This is a genomic window from Bythopirellula goksoeyrii (assembly GCF_008065115.1).
Taxonomy (GTDB): domain Bacteria; phylum Planctomycetota; class Planctomycetia; order Pirellulales; family Lacipirellulaceae; genus Bythopirellula; species Bythopirellula goksoeyrii.
Window position 1 is genome coordinate 1,806,524 of the sequence record NZ_CP042913.1, and the last position, 15,150, is coordinate 1,821,673.

12 protein-coding genes and 1 tRNA gene are annotated in these 15,150 nt (G+C 54.2%); 7 read left to right on the forward strand and 6 right to left on the reverse strand.

Annotated elements, in window-relative coordinates:
• The first annotated feature begins 6 nt into the window (after positions 1-6).
• Positions 7-1,317, forward strand: a complete 1,311-nt coding sequence (locus Pr1d_RS07225; RefSeq protein ID WP_148072908.1) for a CehA/McbA family metallohydrolase domain-containing protein — start codon at positions 7-9, stop codon at positions 1,315-1,317.
• Positions 1,318-1,323: 6 nt separating this feature from the next.
• Here Pr1d_RS07225 and acs read toward each other — a convergent pair whose 3' ends face one another.
• From acs to Pr1d_RS07245, 4 genes are all read right to left on the reverse strand, one after another.
• Complete coding sequence (gene acs, locus Pr1d_RS07230; protein WP_148072909.1) at positions 1,324-3,279, reverse strand: acetate--CoA ligase; 1,956 nt, start codon at positions 3,277-3,279, stop codon at positions 1,324-1,326.
• A gap of 313 nt (positions 3,280-3,592) precedes the next feature.
• Positions 3,593-4,810 carry a 6-phosphofructokinase gene (locus Pr1d_RS07235; protein ID WP_148072910.1) on the reverse strand — a complete coding sequence of 406 codons (1,218 nt, stop codon included), beginning with the start codon at positions 4,808-4,810 and terminating at the stop codon, positions 3,593-3,595.
• Between the two features lie 174 nt (positions 4,811-4,984).
• A complete protein-coding gene (locus Pr1d_RS07240) occupies positions 4,985-5,689 on the reverse strand; it encodes a polyprenol monophosphomannose synthase (protein WP_148072911.1) in 705 nt (234 codons plus the stop codon).
• A gap of 19 nt (positions 5,690-5,708) precedes the next feature.
• On the reverse strand, positions 5,709-7,226 hold the full coding sequence (locus tag Pr1d_RS07245) for an ExeA family protein (protein WP_168205105.1): 1,518 nt from the start codon (positions 7,224-7,226) through the stop codon (positions 5,709-5,711).
• A 224-nt stretch (positions 7,227-7,450) separates the two neighbouring features.
• Between Pr1d_RS07245 and Pr1d_RS07250 the strand changes: the two genes are divergently transcribed.
• Together Pr1d_RS07250 and ahcY are read left to right on the forward strand one after the other, a co-directional pair.
• On the forward strand, positions 7,451-8,131 hold the full coding sequence (locus tag Pr1d_RS07250) for a phosphoribosylanthranilate isomerase (protein WP_168205106.1): 681 nt from the start codon (positions 7,451-7,453) through the stop codon (positions 8,129-8,131).
• Between the two features lie 204 nt (positions 8,132-8,335).
• Complete coding sequence (gene ahcY, locus Pr1d_RS07255; RefSeq protein WP_148072914.1) at positions 8,336-9,691, forward strand: adenosylhomocysteinase; 1,356 nt, start codon at positions 8,336-8,338, stop codon at positions 9,689-9,691.
• A gap of 64 nt (positions 9,692-9,755) precedes the next feature.
• On the opposite strand, the gene Pr1d_RS07260 is transcribed toward ahcY, so the two are convergent.
• Entirely contained in the window at positions 9,756-10,001 is a 246-nt protein-coding gene (locus Pr1d_RS07260) for a hypothetical protein (protein ID WP_148072915.1), read from the reverse strand.
• A gap of 358 nt (positions 10,002-10,359) precedes the next feature.
• Between Pr1d_RS07260 and Pr1d_RS07270 the strand changes: the two genes are divergently transcribed.
• The 4 genes from Pr1d_RS07270 (at position 10,360) to Pr1d_RS07285 (ending at position 13,887) form a co-directional block, all read left to right on the forward strand.
• On the forward strand, positions 10,360-11,721 hold the full coding sequence (locus Pr1d_RS07270) for a DUF1015 domain-containing protein (protein WP_148072917.1): 1,362 nt from the start codon (positions 10,360-10,362) through the stop codon (positions 11,719-11,721).
• Positions 11,722-12,013: 292 nt separating this feature from the next.
• Positions 12,014-12,760 carry a ParA family protein gene (locus Pr1d_RS07275; protein WP_148072918.1) on the forward strand — a complete coding sequence of 249 codons (747 nt, stop codon included), beginning with the start codon at positions 12,014-12,016 and terminating at the stop codon, positions 12,758-12,760.
• The gene (locus tag Pr1d_RS07280; protein ID WP_148072919.1) at positions 12,753-13,727 is read left to right on the forward strand and encodes a ParB/RepB/Spo0J family partition protein; all 975 of its coding nucleotides are present in this window, start codon (positions 12,753-12,755) and stop codon (positions 13,725-13,727) included. Before Pr1d_RS07275 ends, Pr1d_RS07280 begins: the two co-directional genes overlap by 8 nt.
• Positions 13,728-13,812: 85 nt before the next feature.
• Positions 13,813-13,887 (forward strand) — tRNA-Pro (locus Pr1d_RS07285).
• A gap of 228 nt (positions 13,888-14,115) precedes the next feature.
• On the opposite strand, the gene Pr1d_RS07290 is transcribed toward Pr1d_RS07285, so the two are convergent.
• Positions 14,116-14,742 (reverse strand): hypothetical protein, encoded by a 627-nt coding sequence (locus Pr1d_RS07290; protein WP_148072920.1) that lies wholly within the window; start codon positions 14,740-14,742, stop codon positions 14,116-14,118.
• Between the last annotated feature and the right edge of the window lie 408 nt (positions 14,743-15,150).

A 15,150-nucleotide genomic window follows, 5' to 3' on the forward strand; every position in this document is an offset into this window, starting at 1 on the left:
ATTCCAATGAGATGCTCCACTTACAATCTAGGACTGTTCTTACTGTTTTTCGCCTCATTGGGCTTATTCGACTGCCTTGCGGTACGTGCGGAGCCATTCGATCTACAAGCCGGCAATGGCCGGCATTGGTATCGGGGCAATATGCACACGCATTCCCTCTGGAGTGATGGCGATGACTATCTCGACAACATTGCCCTATGGTATCGCGAGAATGGTTATCAATTCCTGGTCTTCACCGACCACAATGTACTCGCCGACACCGAGCGGTGGATCGATGTGGAAAAGAGCAAGGGTGGGCAGAATGCCTTTGAGAAGTTCAAGTCGCAATTTCCTGAGCACGTTCAAGAGCGGACCAACGCTGAAGACAAACTGGAAGTCCGGTTGAATACATTTCAGGATGTCGCCGGTCGGCTTATAATCCCCGATGAATTTCTTTTGATTCAAGGCGAAGAGATCAGCGACGAGTTCGAAAAGGCTCCCATTCATATTTGCGCCAGTAATATCCAGGAAGTAATCCCACCGATGAAAGGTGGGAGCGTCGCAGAGACGATTCAGAATAATTTTCGTGCTGTGAATAGTCAGCGCGAGAAGACAGGTATTCCAATGATTGCCCATCTGAATCACCCCAATTTTGGCTATGCCATCACAGCAGAAGACATGATGCTGATCCGCGGTGAGCAGTTTTTCGAGGTCTACAACGGTCATCCCTGGGTCAACAACCAAGGTGATCACTTGCATGCCAGTTGTGACAGAATTTGGGATATCTTACTGACTGGGCGACTGGGCGAATATCAATTGCCCGCGCTCTATGGCTTGGCAACCGATGACTCGCATGACCATCATGAATTGGGAGATCGCAAGAGTAATCCGGGCCGTGGATGGGTAATGGTGTTGGCGGAGGAGCTATCGGTTGAATCGCTCATCGACGCGCTCGAAGCCGGCCAGTTTTATGCATCGAGCGGCGTGGCACTGCGGCGAATTGCAGTTACTCCCCAAGAGTACTCGGTTGAAGTTGAGCCTGTGGACGGTGAAGAGTACGAGATCGAATTCATTGGTACCCGCGAGGGATACGACTGGTCAAACAAGCCGGTGGTCGACGAAGAGGGAAGCGAGGTGCGAACCACACACCACTATAGTGACGACATCGGTGAAACTCTGGCAACGGTGAAAGGCACCGAAGCGAACTACAAGTTCAAGGGGGACGAGCTGTATGTCCGCGCTCGTGTGACTTCTTCGGCCAAAGCTGAAAACGCTTCATTCGACGATGGACCAAAACGGGCTTGGAGTCAGCCGGTGGATCTCACCAAGCCACAGTAGCCGAATCTACTCTTCCTCGCGCAAATTAGCCAGGACGGTGTAGTCTTCCAAGGTGGTCGTGTCGCCGACGGTTTCTTTGCCTGCGGCGATGTCCTTGAGCAAACGTCGCATGATCTTGCCGCTGCGCGTCTTGGGCAGTGCATTGGTGAAACGGATATCGTCCGGCTGGGCAAGGGCACCGATTTCTTTGCGAACGTGTTGCTTGAGCGCGTTGCGGAGTTCCTCCGTAGGTTCAACGTTCTTAAGTGTCACAAATACGGCGACAGCCTCACCTTTCAAATCATCGGGCCGCCCCACCGCGGCAGCTTCGGCAACGTTGGGATGCGAAACCAGGGCGCTTTCGATTTCAATTGTGCTCAGGCGATGACCCGAGACGTTCAGCACGTCATCAATGCGGCCCATGATCCAGTAATAGCCGTCCTCATCACAGCGGGCATTGTCCCCCGCGAGATACTTGCCAGGCACTTTGCTCCAGTAAACTTCCTGGTAGCGCTCGTTGTCTCCCCAGATGCCGCGGAGCATACCGGGCCAGGGGTGGGAGATCGTGAGCCAGCCTCCTTGATTCTTCCCGACCGGCTTACCAGATTCGTCGACAATCTCAGGGATGATCCCAGGCAATGGTTTGGTGCAACTTCCCGGCTTTGTGGGAATCGCCCCGGGGAGCGGGCTCATCATGATGCCGCCTGTTTCGGTTTGCCACCACGTATCGACGATCGGACAGCGCTCGCCACCAATTTTATTGTGGTACCACATCCAGGCCTCGGGGTTGATTCCTTCGCCGACGGTGCCCAATAGACGCAGGCTCGAAAGATCATGCTTCTCGACATGCTCGTCACCCCACTTGATGAAGGCACGAATAGCTGTCGGAGCGGTATAAAAAACCGAAACGCGATACTTCTCTACGAGTTCCCAGAAGCGATCCTCAGCGGGGAAATTGGGAGCCCCTTCATACATCAGGCAGGTCGCACCTGCCGACAACGGTCCGTAGACCACATAGCTGTGTCCGGTGACCCATCCGCAATCGGCGGTACACCAAAAGATGTCCTCAGCGCGATGATCAAAGACCCATTGAAACGTCTTCTTGGCAAACAGGTTGTAACCGGCGGTTGTATGCTTGATTCCCTTGGGTTTTCCGGTCGATCCGCTTGTGTAGAGGATGTAGAGAGGTGCTTCGCTATCGAGCGGCGCAGCGGGGCAATCGTCTGACGCAGCATCCATCAGCTCATGCCACCAATAATCGCGGCCAACTTTCATCTCAATCGCTTCGTTTACGCGATCGAGTACGATGCAGTGCTTGACGGAAGGCGATTTGACAAGCGCCGCATCGACGGTTTCCTTAAGAGGCAAGATATTTCCTCGTCGCCAGGCTCCGTCAGCCGTGATCTGCACTTTTGCCTGGGCATCATTGTTGCGATCGGCAATGGCTTCAGCGGAAAAACCGGCAAATATCACAGAATGAACTGCGCCAATTCGGGCGCAAGCCAGCATCGCAATAGCCAACTCAGGAACCATCGGCATGTAGATCGAAACCACGTCCCCTTCGCCAATGCCGAGAGTCTTAAGGCAGTTCGCAAACTTACAAACCTCGCGATGAAGTTCGGTATAGGTAAGTCGCCGTGTGTCGCCCGGCTCTCCCTCCCAGAGAAGGGCAACGCGATCCCCCTGCCCTGCTTCGAGATGGGCATCGAGACAGTTGTAGCTGGCGTTGGTTTTTCCACCCACGAACCATTCGGCGAAGGGTTCGTTCCAGTTGAGCGATTTGGTAAATGGTTCGAACCAGTGCAACTCTTCTCGGGCCATATCGCCCCAAAACTTTGCCGGATCTGTCGCGGCTTCGTTCCAGAGGGCTTCATATTCAGCGAGCGACTTGATGCGGGCTTTGTCTGAAAAACTGGGCCGCGGCGGGAATAACCGCGATTCCTGCATGACTGTATCAATTTGTCGGCCTGCCTGGTCCGCCATGGGGAAGAACTCCTGCTAGAAACGAGAAATAAGAACTGCGAGTCGAGTTCTCGATTTTACAGCAATGAGTGAGCAGGTTCTAGCCACCAGCGAGAATAACACAGTGTTGCTCAATTCTCAGCTAATGGACCATGTCCTCCGAAATAGGTAGTGCAAGAAATACGAAAAGCCCAAGCAGTTGTAGCCATGGATCGACAAGGATGAAACACGGACAAGACGGAAGTCTCAATTCAATCCGTGTCGATCTGTGTTAATCCGTGGCTCATAAAAAGTGTCTTGGTTGGGGCATTGGGTCGCGTTGAGCTAATTTAATTCATAATTCTGCCAGCGCTTCTTCCGTAGCCGCTTCGGCAATATCGAGCGTGAACTCGGCATCGAATTCCACGTCATCGCTGGTGGCAACCTCAACGTCGAAATCTTCTGACCAGGCAAATGGACTTTCATCTGCGGGGCAATCGCCGAAGCTGATCCCCAGCGCCCGGGCGGCTTGGACCGCGGAGCCATCATGCTCGACGGTGCGGAGTTTGTTCACAGCTTGGATGATTGGCACGCTCTCGATCTCAGGCGGATGATAACAGACCATCTCACCAAGTCTTCCCTGGACGATCAGCCGGACGGCGTGTGCGCCGTACTGGGTGGCCAGCACCCGATCGAATGTGGTGGGCGCCCCGCCGCGTTGCAGATGTCCGAGTACCGAAACGCGGACCTCCCGATGGAGTCGTCTTTCAATCTCCGTAGCGACTATTTGGCCGATGCCACCTAGCTTGGCTTGAGCTCCTGATTTTTCTTCACCAACCAAACCCCCTTCGGGCAGTTCTGCCCCTTCGGCAACCACAACCAACGAAAACCGCTTGCCGTGGCTCTCGCGGTCGAGGATCTTGTGGCAGACGTTTTCATAGGTCCAACCGATTTCAGGCAGGAGGATCACATCTCCGCCGCCGGCAATACCTGCATGCAGCGCGATCCAGCCCGCATGGCGACCCATCAGTTCGATTACCATGATCCGCTCATGACTAGCGGCTGTGGTGTGCAGACGATCCAAGGCATTGGTGGCACACTCCACGGCGCTGTCGAAACCAAAGGTAAACGCCGTTGCTGAGAGATCGTTGTCGATCGTCTTGGGGACGCCCACCACGGGAATCCCATATTCGTGAAACTGTTGGGCAACAGCTAGTGAACCATCGCCACCGATGCAAACCAGTCCAGCGATGTTGAGTTGGTCAATCGTGTGTTTCACACCGGCTAGCAGTTCAGGATCGATTTCTACGCGATCTGCCACGCCTACAGTCGCCGCAAAGCGGCCCTTGTTCGTGGAACCGAGGATGGTGCCCCCCTGATTGAGAATGCCTGACGTGTTCTTATGTGTGAGGGTAATGTAGCGCACGGGATCGTAGAGCCCCTCGTAACCTTTGAGGAAACCGACACAGTCGTAGCCGAGTTGGCTCGAAGCTTTGACTACCCCTCGAATCACGGCGTTGAGACCGGGGCAATCGCCACCACTAGTTAGGATTCCTATGCGCTTGCTCGACATCAATGTTTCCCTCTGAAGACCTTTGGACAAGAGATATTTCTTGGCAAGTATAGGTCGGGAAAGTGTTTTTGTAGCCGTGGGCGGAAGCCCATGGTTCTTCTAGAAGCAAACCATGGGCTTCCGCCCACGGCTATTAACTCTCGCTAGTCGTTGCCACCTGAATAATCGCTACGATCAGCCACGCAGGCGGCGCCACGCTAGTGAGCTCAACATTTTCAGGGCACCAACCATTTCGCGAGAGGAGATTTTTGATTTGCCCAGCTTGCGATCGACAAACGTAATCGGCACTTCGGTAAAAGTGGCCCCTAAGCGTTTCAGATGCCACAGCACCTCTTCGATGAACGCATAACCAGCGGATTGCAATTCTAGCCAGGGTACTTTGGCTAGCAGTTGGCAATTGTAGACTCGATAATTCCCACTGAAGTCGCCTATCGGAATTCCAAGAATCACGCGTGACAAGGAGTTGACCGTGTGGCTCATCATGCGACGGTGCCAGGGCCAACCTTCGATACTTCCGCCGTCGCAATACCGCGAACCGATGACGACATCGGAGCTCTCCGCGGCTGCGACTAATTCTGTCAGTCGTTCCGGCGGATGGCTCCAGTCAGCATCCATCGTAATTAAATGGGATGCCCCTCGCTCCACCGCGGTCTGCATCAATAGAGAAAGTGCCGACCCCAGGCCCTGTTTTCCTTCTCGCACGATGCAGGTAAACCAGTGATTGTCGTGAGAGAATTCTTGGCACCAAGCCCCGGTGCCATCGGGGGAATTGTCGTCCACGACCAACACGTCCGCAGCAGGAAGTTCGGTATGGATCCTTGCCACTAGGTGGGGCAGGTTATCCAGCTCATTGTATGTTGCCAGGCCAACAAGCAGCAATTATGTGTGACCTTTGCTTCTAAGCGAACCGCTGTGGAGTGCTTGCCGTTTCCAAGCTGCTGAATAGCTGTCGAAATCGTTTGCTGGAAACAACTGTTGGACCGGAAGTCACTTCGTCTTCGATTACCAGGATTTCGCCTGGGGTCATATTCGCAGCAGCTTCGATCCGAGAGGACGTCATAGAGAGTGGCTCTTCCAGGTCAAGGCCTAGTTCTGGTTCCTCATCAAGAATCGCAAGTTCAAGCTCATCCTCATCAGATGTGAGTAGCTCTGGCTTTGGCGTGGACTGAATGACCGTAGCAGGCTTCTCGCAATTCTTTAGCTGTTGGGCAAAGGCCGTATCGAGCCGATTGATTACGCGTGGTGCTGTGGTAAGCACATTGGTTTCAAAGTCCAGATACTGATCGATGACCACTTCTTCAGATTGGAAGCTCTGTTGAAAAGGATTTCTAGAAGCAACTCGTTCCAGTTTCTGTTCGGGAGCTCTGTTGGCAACCTCGAGTCCAGCAAATTGTTGGAGCAATTGATCTTCGCTTATGTCGGCTGATGACAAAGGCTCAAAGTAAGATTCTTCTATTTGTTCAGGAGTACTAGGATTGCGAGTATTGATTGGAAGTAGTGATGGCTCGTCATTCGAGTCCTCATCCACTAACTCATCATCCAAAGTCAGCTCGCCATACTCCACCTCTACCCCTACCGGTTCGGCGTTTTGCAAATTCCATGGAGCTGGCAACTGCTGAATCTCAGACCAGGCCTGCTGGACAATGGCACCATCAATGGGAGTGTAGCCAGTCTCGTCCGCCAACCACACCAATTGATCTCCCAGCTGATTCACAAGCCGGGGCACCCCGTCAGTTGCGGAAAAGATTGCTTCGAGTCCATCCTGGGCAAAGAAGTCGCTCTGTATTCCTGCCGCCGATACTTGAGCTCGGAGGTACTGAAAGGTTTCCTCGCGTCCAAACGCTGCCAAGTAGCAGCGTTGTGAAATTCTTTGGCTGAACGCATCGAGCTCCGGTTCGGCAAACCGTTCTTCAAGTGCCGGCTTCCCTGAGAGTACCAAGCTTACCAGAATTCGCCCATTCGCCGCGATGTTGGTCAGTGCTCGCAACTCCTCAAGTAATCGCGTCGGTAGCGAATCCGCCTCATCGACCAATAGCAGCAAGCGACGTGGCTCCTCATCACGGGGCCGCAAGTGGCTCAGCAACGAGAGACGTAATTCCCCCTCATCGGCCCCACGATAGGGGAGTCCCAATTGAAAGAGGATCGACTGCTGTAATGCACGACGTGTGCAAAGCTGCGCGCCAGCTAAGAGGACCGTGCTAAGCTTGCCATAATACTGTCTCGCCAACACCTCTAGCAGCATCGACTTCCCCGTACCTGTGCCGCCGATCACCAAAGCAGTTCCCTCTCCACGTTCTATTGAACGAGAGATCCGGAGTCGAGCTTCTTCCACTGTGTGCGCCGGGAAGTAGCGATCCGGATCGGGCGCCGCAAGAAAGGCACGCCGCGAAGTACTTGTGGGGGAACTGTCTTCCATGGTGCACGATTCCTGGAATGGGTGGCTACAATGCTTCCCCTGGAGAACGGGAGGCATCCATTAATCTAGCGGGGCAAGGGTACTCAAGGACTAGCATCGGCAATCCCCGACGGCTCGCTCCACTCAGGCGTCTCGAAACAAGACTGCTTGACCTCACTATTTTCTCACGCACAATGCATAATCCTCAATGTCTTGCTGAGACTCACCTTCGCGCTGATCAGGTTATGTTACGAATTAAAATATGTGGAATCACGAGCACTGCAGATGCCCGCGCGGCAGTCGAGGCCGGGGCCGACGCTATTGGTCTGAATTTCTATCGTGGCAGCAAACGATATGTGACTCCTGAGAAGGCGCAAGATATTGTGTCAGATCTAGCAGCGTCGGTTGCCAAAGTTGGAGTCTTCGTAAACAGCTCAGTAAGCGAAGTCAACCAGATTGCTCAGAGCGTCGGCCTCGACTGGGTACAGCTCCACGGCGACGAGCCTCCCGAATTCTTGAGTCAGGTTTCTTCGGAGAAACATATTCTGCGTGTCTATCGCTTGGAGTCATCTGAACTCACTCCTGTGACTACGGACTTGGCTGCTTGCCAAGTATCAGGTCGAATGCCAGATGCGATTCTTGTTGATTCGGTGGTTCCTGGAGAATATGGTGGTACGGGAAAAAAGGGCTCCGTTATCCACTTCAAGCGTGACCGGATTAGGAGCCAAGATCTCTTATTCTCTATGCCGGTCCTTTTGGCAGGAGGTCTTACTCCTGAGAACGTTGGAGAAGCAATTCGCGATTCCTGTCCCGAAGGCGTGGATGTTGCTAGCGGAGTCGAGTCCTCCCCCGGGGTCAAAGACCCTGAATTGGTCAAACGCTTCGTTGCCGAGGCCCAATACGCGCTTGAGCAACTCAAACGTTAGCTGCGGTGCGGAGGCCCAGCGAAGCAGATCGCTTCCGGAAAGCCATTAGTTTTCTAGGTCATTCTGCCCTCCGCCTTGCCAGTTGACCCCTCTATTAGGTACACTCATTATTTCCGTTAAAGTCTGCAAAATCGGCCGGTTCCTTACCTATCGAAGATCGAACCCACGCCCCTTCAATTCATTATTCCTCAGGAGTCCCCCATCGTGGCGCAAGTAGAAACCAAGCTTCCCTACAAAGTATTAGAATGTTCACCCGCAGAGTTTGATCGACTCGCTGCTTGGGGTCGTAAAGAAATCGAATTGGCCGAGAACGAGATGCCGGGCTTGATGGCCCTGCGTGAGAAGCATGGTGCTTCCAAACCGCTCAAGGGAGCGCGCATCGCCGGTTGCCTTCACATGACCATTCAGACGGCTGTGCTGATTGAAACTCTCATCGAGCTTGGTGCGGAAGTGACTTGGAGCAGTTGCAACATTTTCTCGACACAGGATCACGCCGCTTGTGCGATGGCCCAGGCTGGTATCCCTGTCTACGCCTGGAAAGGAATGAGCGAAGAAGAGTTCGATTGGTGCATCGAGCAATCACTTTTCTTCCCCTCGGGAAAGCCCTTGAATCTGATTCTCGACGACGGCGGCGATCTCACCGCCATGGTCCACAACAAGTATCCCGAACTCATGGGCGATCTCCGGGGCCTCTCAGAGGAAACGACCACCGGCGTCCATCGGCTCTATCAAATGCACGAGCGGGGTGAGCTGAAGGTTCCAGCCATCAACGTGAACGACTCGGTCACCAAGAGCAAGTTTGACAATCTCTATGGCTGCCGTGAATCACTCGCCGACGGCATCAAACGTGCGACCGACGTGATGATCGCGGGCAAGGTCGTTGTGATCGCCGGCTATGGCGACGTCGGCAAGGGGTGTGCCCACTCGATGAGTGCCTTGGGTGCCCGCGTGATTCTTACCGAAATCGATCCGATCCTCGCCTTGCAAGCTGCGATGGAAGGCTATGAGATCACGACCATGGAAGAGGCTGTACCTCAGGGGGACATCTTCGTCACCACTACGGGCTGCCGCGACATCCTCACCAGCGAGCACTTGAGCCGCATGAAGAACGACGCGATCGTCTGCAACATCGGCCACTTCGATCTGGAGATCGACATGGCATGGCTCAACGGCGAAGTGAAGGCAGGCCGGGCCACTAGGGACCGCATCAAGCCTGCCGAGGTGGGTGCCGTCGACAAGTACACTTTCAATGACTCCGGGAGTTCGATCCTAATCTTGGCCGAAGGCCGGCTGGTAAACCTAGGCTGTGCGACAGGTCATCCCTCGTTTGTAATGAGCAATTCCTTCACCAACCAGGTCCTGGCCCAGTTGGCACTCTGGCAGGATACCGACAAGTACCCACTGGGGGTTCATGTCCTGCCGAAGAAGCTCGACGAAGAAGTTGCCCGTCTCCACCTCGAGAAACTCGGTGTGAAGCTCACCAAGCTGACTCAGAAGCAGTCAGACTACATTGGTGTGCCCATCGAGGGGCCATATAAGCCGGAGTACTATCGGTACTAGGCTGTTGAGAAATCTTAAGACATTTCAACGCCCGGGGATTGCAATCCCCGGGCGTTACTCATTCTCAACTCGCTGCAAAAGCTTCGTTTTCGATTTCGACATGCAAAACATTCAGACCGCCCTGCTTTGCTTGGGCCAAAGCCTCCCGCACGAGTTCGGTTAGTTCTCCCTCTCGATCACATATCCACACGGCTGCTCGGTTGCTTCGTATGGTTAGCTCAGAGTCATCGAAGCCTGCCTCGAAGACTCTGTTTGCCAGTGAGTCCTCTAGTTCGCGTTCCTTTAAGACCAAGTAGAATTCAGGTGTCATCGAATAATTCTCCAGGGCAAGCATTCACTTTTCGGAGGATGCGTTTCGTATGAGCCTCAGGATTGCGAGGTGTTGACCAGACCTGCATTTGACATATGCGATGGCCGAACTGGCATCGGATTCGACCATATGCATGGCCACGCGACTTTGCAAATGTCCAGCCTTGGTTCTCAGCGTACTTCAAAGCCTCGCGGATATGTTTATTAGGATGCATACTCTATCTGCCAGGCAAGTGGGCTGACACTACTATTATAGCCGCAATTGTCCAATACGGGGAGGGATTTCGACCCGAACCCGATTCGCTTAAACTAGGCTGCTAGTTTTTCCTTCCCCCCAGCCCCTAGCCCCCTGCCACCCCATGCCCGACATCTCCGCTTTCCACGGTATCCGTTACGACCTCGCTCAAGTAGGTTCACTCAGCAACGTGATTGCCCCGCCCTATGATGTGATCGATTCCCAGTTGCAGCAGGAGCTTTGCGACAAGCACCCAGCCAACTGTGTGCGGATCATTCTTGGTCAGGATCAGGAGGGTGATGATGACGACAACAACCGCTATACCCGAGCTGGGCGTACGATGCGCACTTGGCTCCGCGAAGGGATCTTGTTTGCTGAAGGGGAGCCGGCGATCTACGTCTACCATCAGGTCTTCACCGAAGCGGGGCAGGAGTTCACCCGCCGAGGGTTTATGTGTCGGACGCGCCTGGAGCGGTTTGGCGAGGGGAATATCTTTCCGCACGAAGAGACCCACGGAGGGGCCAAGGCTGATCGGCTGAAATTGTGGAAGGCCTGCAAGGCGAATTGCAGCCAGATCTTTGGGCTCTACCCTGACCCCCAGAACATTGCTCAGGAGCTTCTGGAGAAAGCGACCCTAGGAGTTGCCCCTCTAGAAGCAACGGACCATCTCGGCGTGCTGCATCGCATCTGGCCCGTGACCGACATCGCAACGATCACCGAAGTGACAGCCGCGATGGGTGGGCTTCCCATATACATCGCCGATGGACACCATCGCTATGAGACGGCTTGCAACTACCGCGATGAATTGGCTTCCGAAATGGAGGCCAAGGGAGAGCAACTAGACCCCGAGCACCCGGCGAACTTTGTGCTGATGATGTGCGTATCGATGAGCGACCCGGGGATGATTGTGCTCCCCACGCATCGCCTCTTCCGTGGTCTGCCGGCGATGTCGTCGGGTGAACTACGCGAGCGACTAGGAGATTGCTTTGCCTGCGAAGAATACGGCACAGGACCCGAGCTTGCTCCCACCCTGTGGGAAGATATCGAACTTGACGGCGAGCAGGGAACCATGGCTTTCTATACTGCCGAGGACAATACCTGGACCATCGCACGCCTCACGCCTGAGGGCCAACAGAAAATGGCCGAAATCTCTGACGATCATTGTACCGACTGGCAAGGCCTTGGAGTGAGCCTGTTGCACCGCCTGGTTATGGAACATCTTCTCGACAAGCCAAACTTGCCTGCTCCCAAATACGTCCGTGCCATCGAAGAGGTCGTCGAGGGGCTACAACATGGCGATTCCGCAGGGCGCGACCACACCGGTCAGCAAGGGACTGGAGGCCGCTTTGAGCTTGCCGCCATGGTGATGCCCGCCACGGTTGATCACATCCGCGCGATCTCCAACGCCGGTGAGCGGATGCCGGCCAAGAGCACCTATTTCTATCCGAAGCTGCTCAGTGGGCTGCTCTTCAATCCGCTAGAATGAATTCGAAATCGGAATTCGGATTGCGGAATGCGGAATGCGGAATTGGAGCAGCCTTCGAGCCTTTCGCCTTTCACATTTTCCATTTCGTTTTCTCGCTGTTTCACGTGAAACGGTAGCAGCGAGTCTCACTCTCAAACAGGCTTGGTAATCTGGGTGTTTCACGTGAAACGGGCTGACCGGGGCGATTGTTTCACGTGAAACCACTCCCCTGCCCTGCTCTGGTCGATAACCCAATCTATTAGGTTGCCGTCCCCCCATTCCGAATTCCGCACTCAGAAAACTGCTTTCCATTATGGGCCGAGTCATTTGCATTGCCAATCAAAAAGGAGGCGTGGGCAAGACCACCACAGCCCTCAATCTGGCTACGCTCTTGGCAATTGCTGGGCAGAGGACTTTGCTCGTGGATTTAGATCCGCAATGCAATGCTACCAGCGGATTGGGGCATAAAGCGACCGCACGCCATGCCTTGATCGATAGCAAACCTCTTCGGGAGTCGTTTGTCACCACGGCTCAGGCGAACCTTTCTCTATTGCCGGGGGCGCGGAGCTTTCAAGATGTCGATGCGCTTGCCCACTCGACCGACAGTCAGTCGAGCATGCTAGCAACCCATCTGGCTGGTAGCCTGGGGTCGTTCGACACCGTGCTGATCGATTGCCCCCCTTCACTGGGACAGCTCACGCGGACGGCCCTCGCGAGTGCTAGCGAAGTGTTGATGCCGATCCAATGTGAATTTTTCGCGATGGAAGGCCTGACCCAAATGATCGACGTAATCCGACAAGTGATGCAGCGGCCAAATAGCCGATTATCATTTGGCGGGATTCTGCTCACGATGTACGACGCCAGCTTGGAATTGACCACCGAGGTGGACCGCGAAGTGAGAGAATTCTTCGGAGAGATTGTATTTCAAACTGTCATACCGCGCGACGTCGCAGTCTCGGAGGCCCCGAGTCACGGATGTTCGGTTGTAGAATACGCACCCCGTTCGCGGGGGGCACGCGCTTTTGTTGAACTTTGCCTGGAGGTAATGGACCGTGAATAAAGATCGCCGATTAGGTCGTGGCCTGGAAGCCTTGCTAGGAATCAATGGAGAAAATGCCGCTCCCAACCCGGAGGCCGCCGCTGGAGAGAGTCCTGCCAGTGAACCCCGACTCTCAGGTGGCGGGGATGGTCAGCAATGGATCGATCTCGGTTTGATCGATGCCAACCCTTATCAGCCACGTCAGCAATTCGACGAGGCCGAGATCGCCGACCTGTGTGACAGCATCCGCACCCATGGCTTCTTGCAGCCGATTGTCGTCCGTCCATTTGAAGGGCGCTACCAAATCGTTGCCGGCGAGCGTCGCCACCGGGCAGCGAAACTGGCCAACTGGGAGCAGGTGCCTGTCCTGGTCCGCGAGGTGGAAGATCGTGAATTGGCTGAGCTGGCGATTGTCGAAAACATCCAACGCAAGGATCTCAACGCCTTGGAAAAGGCCTCGTCCTTCCATCGCTATTTGCAAGAATACGGCTGCACTCAAGAAGAGCTGGCCAGCCGAGTAAACATAGACCGTTCGACAGTTGCCAACCTCATTCGGCTCTTGGAGCTTCCCGAGGAAGTGAAGTCCTTGATCCTGGCCGGCGACATCAGCCAGGGACATGGTCGGGCGCTGTTGCCGCTGGGAGACGAAGCAGAGCAGATCACCTTTGCCCAGCGAATCAGCCAGGAAACCCTCTCTGTGCGGGCGACCGAAAGGCTTGTCCAGGAGCATATCGAGCAGGCAGACGAGGCGCCATTTTCAGTATTTTCCGGGGAAAAGCCCGCTAGAACGGCGGCTGTCCACTCAGCGTCGGACCATCTTTCCCAGCTCGAAGAGCAATTGCGGCTTGCGCTAGGAACCAAAGTGGATCTCAAACAGTCGGCGCGAGGGAAGGGCAAAATCACGATCCATTTCAACAGCCACGAAGAATTCGACCGCTTACGGCAACTGCTGGACGGTTCGGACGGATCCTTACGCGAGGCAGGATAGTGTTCGTATGAACACTACCAATTGCCGGTTAGCGTGCGAATCGGTATGATCTGTGATTCTCGCCATCCAACGGCTGTCGAGAACTCGGGGCGTAGCTCAGCCTGGCTAGAGCGCCTGCTTTGGGAGCAGGAGGCCGCATGTTCGAATCATGTCGCCCCGACTTTCTTTAAGTTGTTACATTTAAATATGTTACGTCAATTCGTTTTTCAAAAAGCTTTCGGAAGCTGGCAATCAGTCTCTTTGAATTGCCTTACTCAACTCCCGTGCTTCCCTACGGCGCGTTCCCATTGCCTATCCAAACTCGAATTGGAAAGAGGCCCAAAATAAAGTGACCGGCCAACGGAAATCCGTTGGCCGGTAAGAATGTTATCACGTCTGGGAGCCGGAGCTAGCGAGAGCGTTGGTCGCGGACGATTGGTGCTTTTCGCGTCGCCCGTTGGTCGCGTACATTCGCGCCCCCATTTACTGCCGTTTGAACTCCCCAGGGGCGTCTTTGGGCTGGGGTCACCGATTGACCGGTGCTGCGGTCGGGGTACTTCAAGGCGATCGTCGCAACGATTGCGTCGGCCGCACTTTCCCAATTGCCATCATAACTGCGGCCAAGTTCCCGAATTGTCGATTCAATCTTCTCCTCAAGAATCTTCACACCGAGTAATTTGCCCGCTACCTGACTCGCATAGGGTGCCAAACCACCCCGATCAATCTTGATTTCAATAGACGTTACCCGCCCATTGGACTTGCTGATCGTGTAGTAGACCTGATCGTCATCACGAAAGCTTAGGTGATGCGAGATTTGGCCAGTAATGGTCGTGCTGTTGTCAGTACGTACCACGCGGGCCTTCTTGATATTGAACTCGTGATTCATCACCTTGATTTTCTTGACTTCTGGGCCATTGATGGCGTGCTGAGCAGCCAATTCAAGACGAGTCTCTGCATGCACCGACAAAGTGAATGTGGCCATGGCAATCAATACGAGCGAAACAATACCAACCAATCGAAAAACTAAAGTACACATCTTTCATTCTCCTCAAATAGGGTTCCAAAAACTTTCGAAGGCGTACCAACCAGGAAACGCCCACCACTGCCCTATCAAGCGAGGGAAATGGACTGATGTTACTTGGATTTTTGGCGGACTTTTTGGAAGGCCAACTATGACTTCTCGCAGAGCAGACGAGCTGAGACTTCGCAACACCACTCCACAGCTCTCCAGCCTTGCCGCTCCTCCAAGGTCCAGGAACCGCCCTTGTGAAATTTCACAACAATTGAACCCCCGAATCACATGGACGCTCGTTCTCTGCAATCGAAAATGGAACTATTGATTCAAGCTATTCTTGCAGATTGTCCTTGTATCCTCCCAGAATTCGCCAATCGACTAATTGATCCGATGAGCGCGATCAATTGTTAAGAATTCGTGAAGCACCAA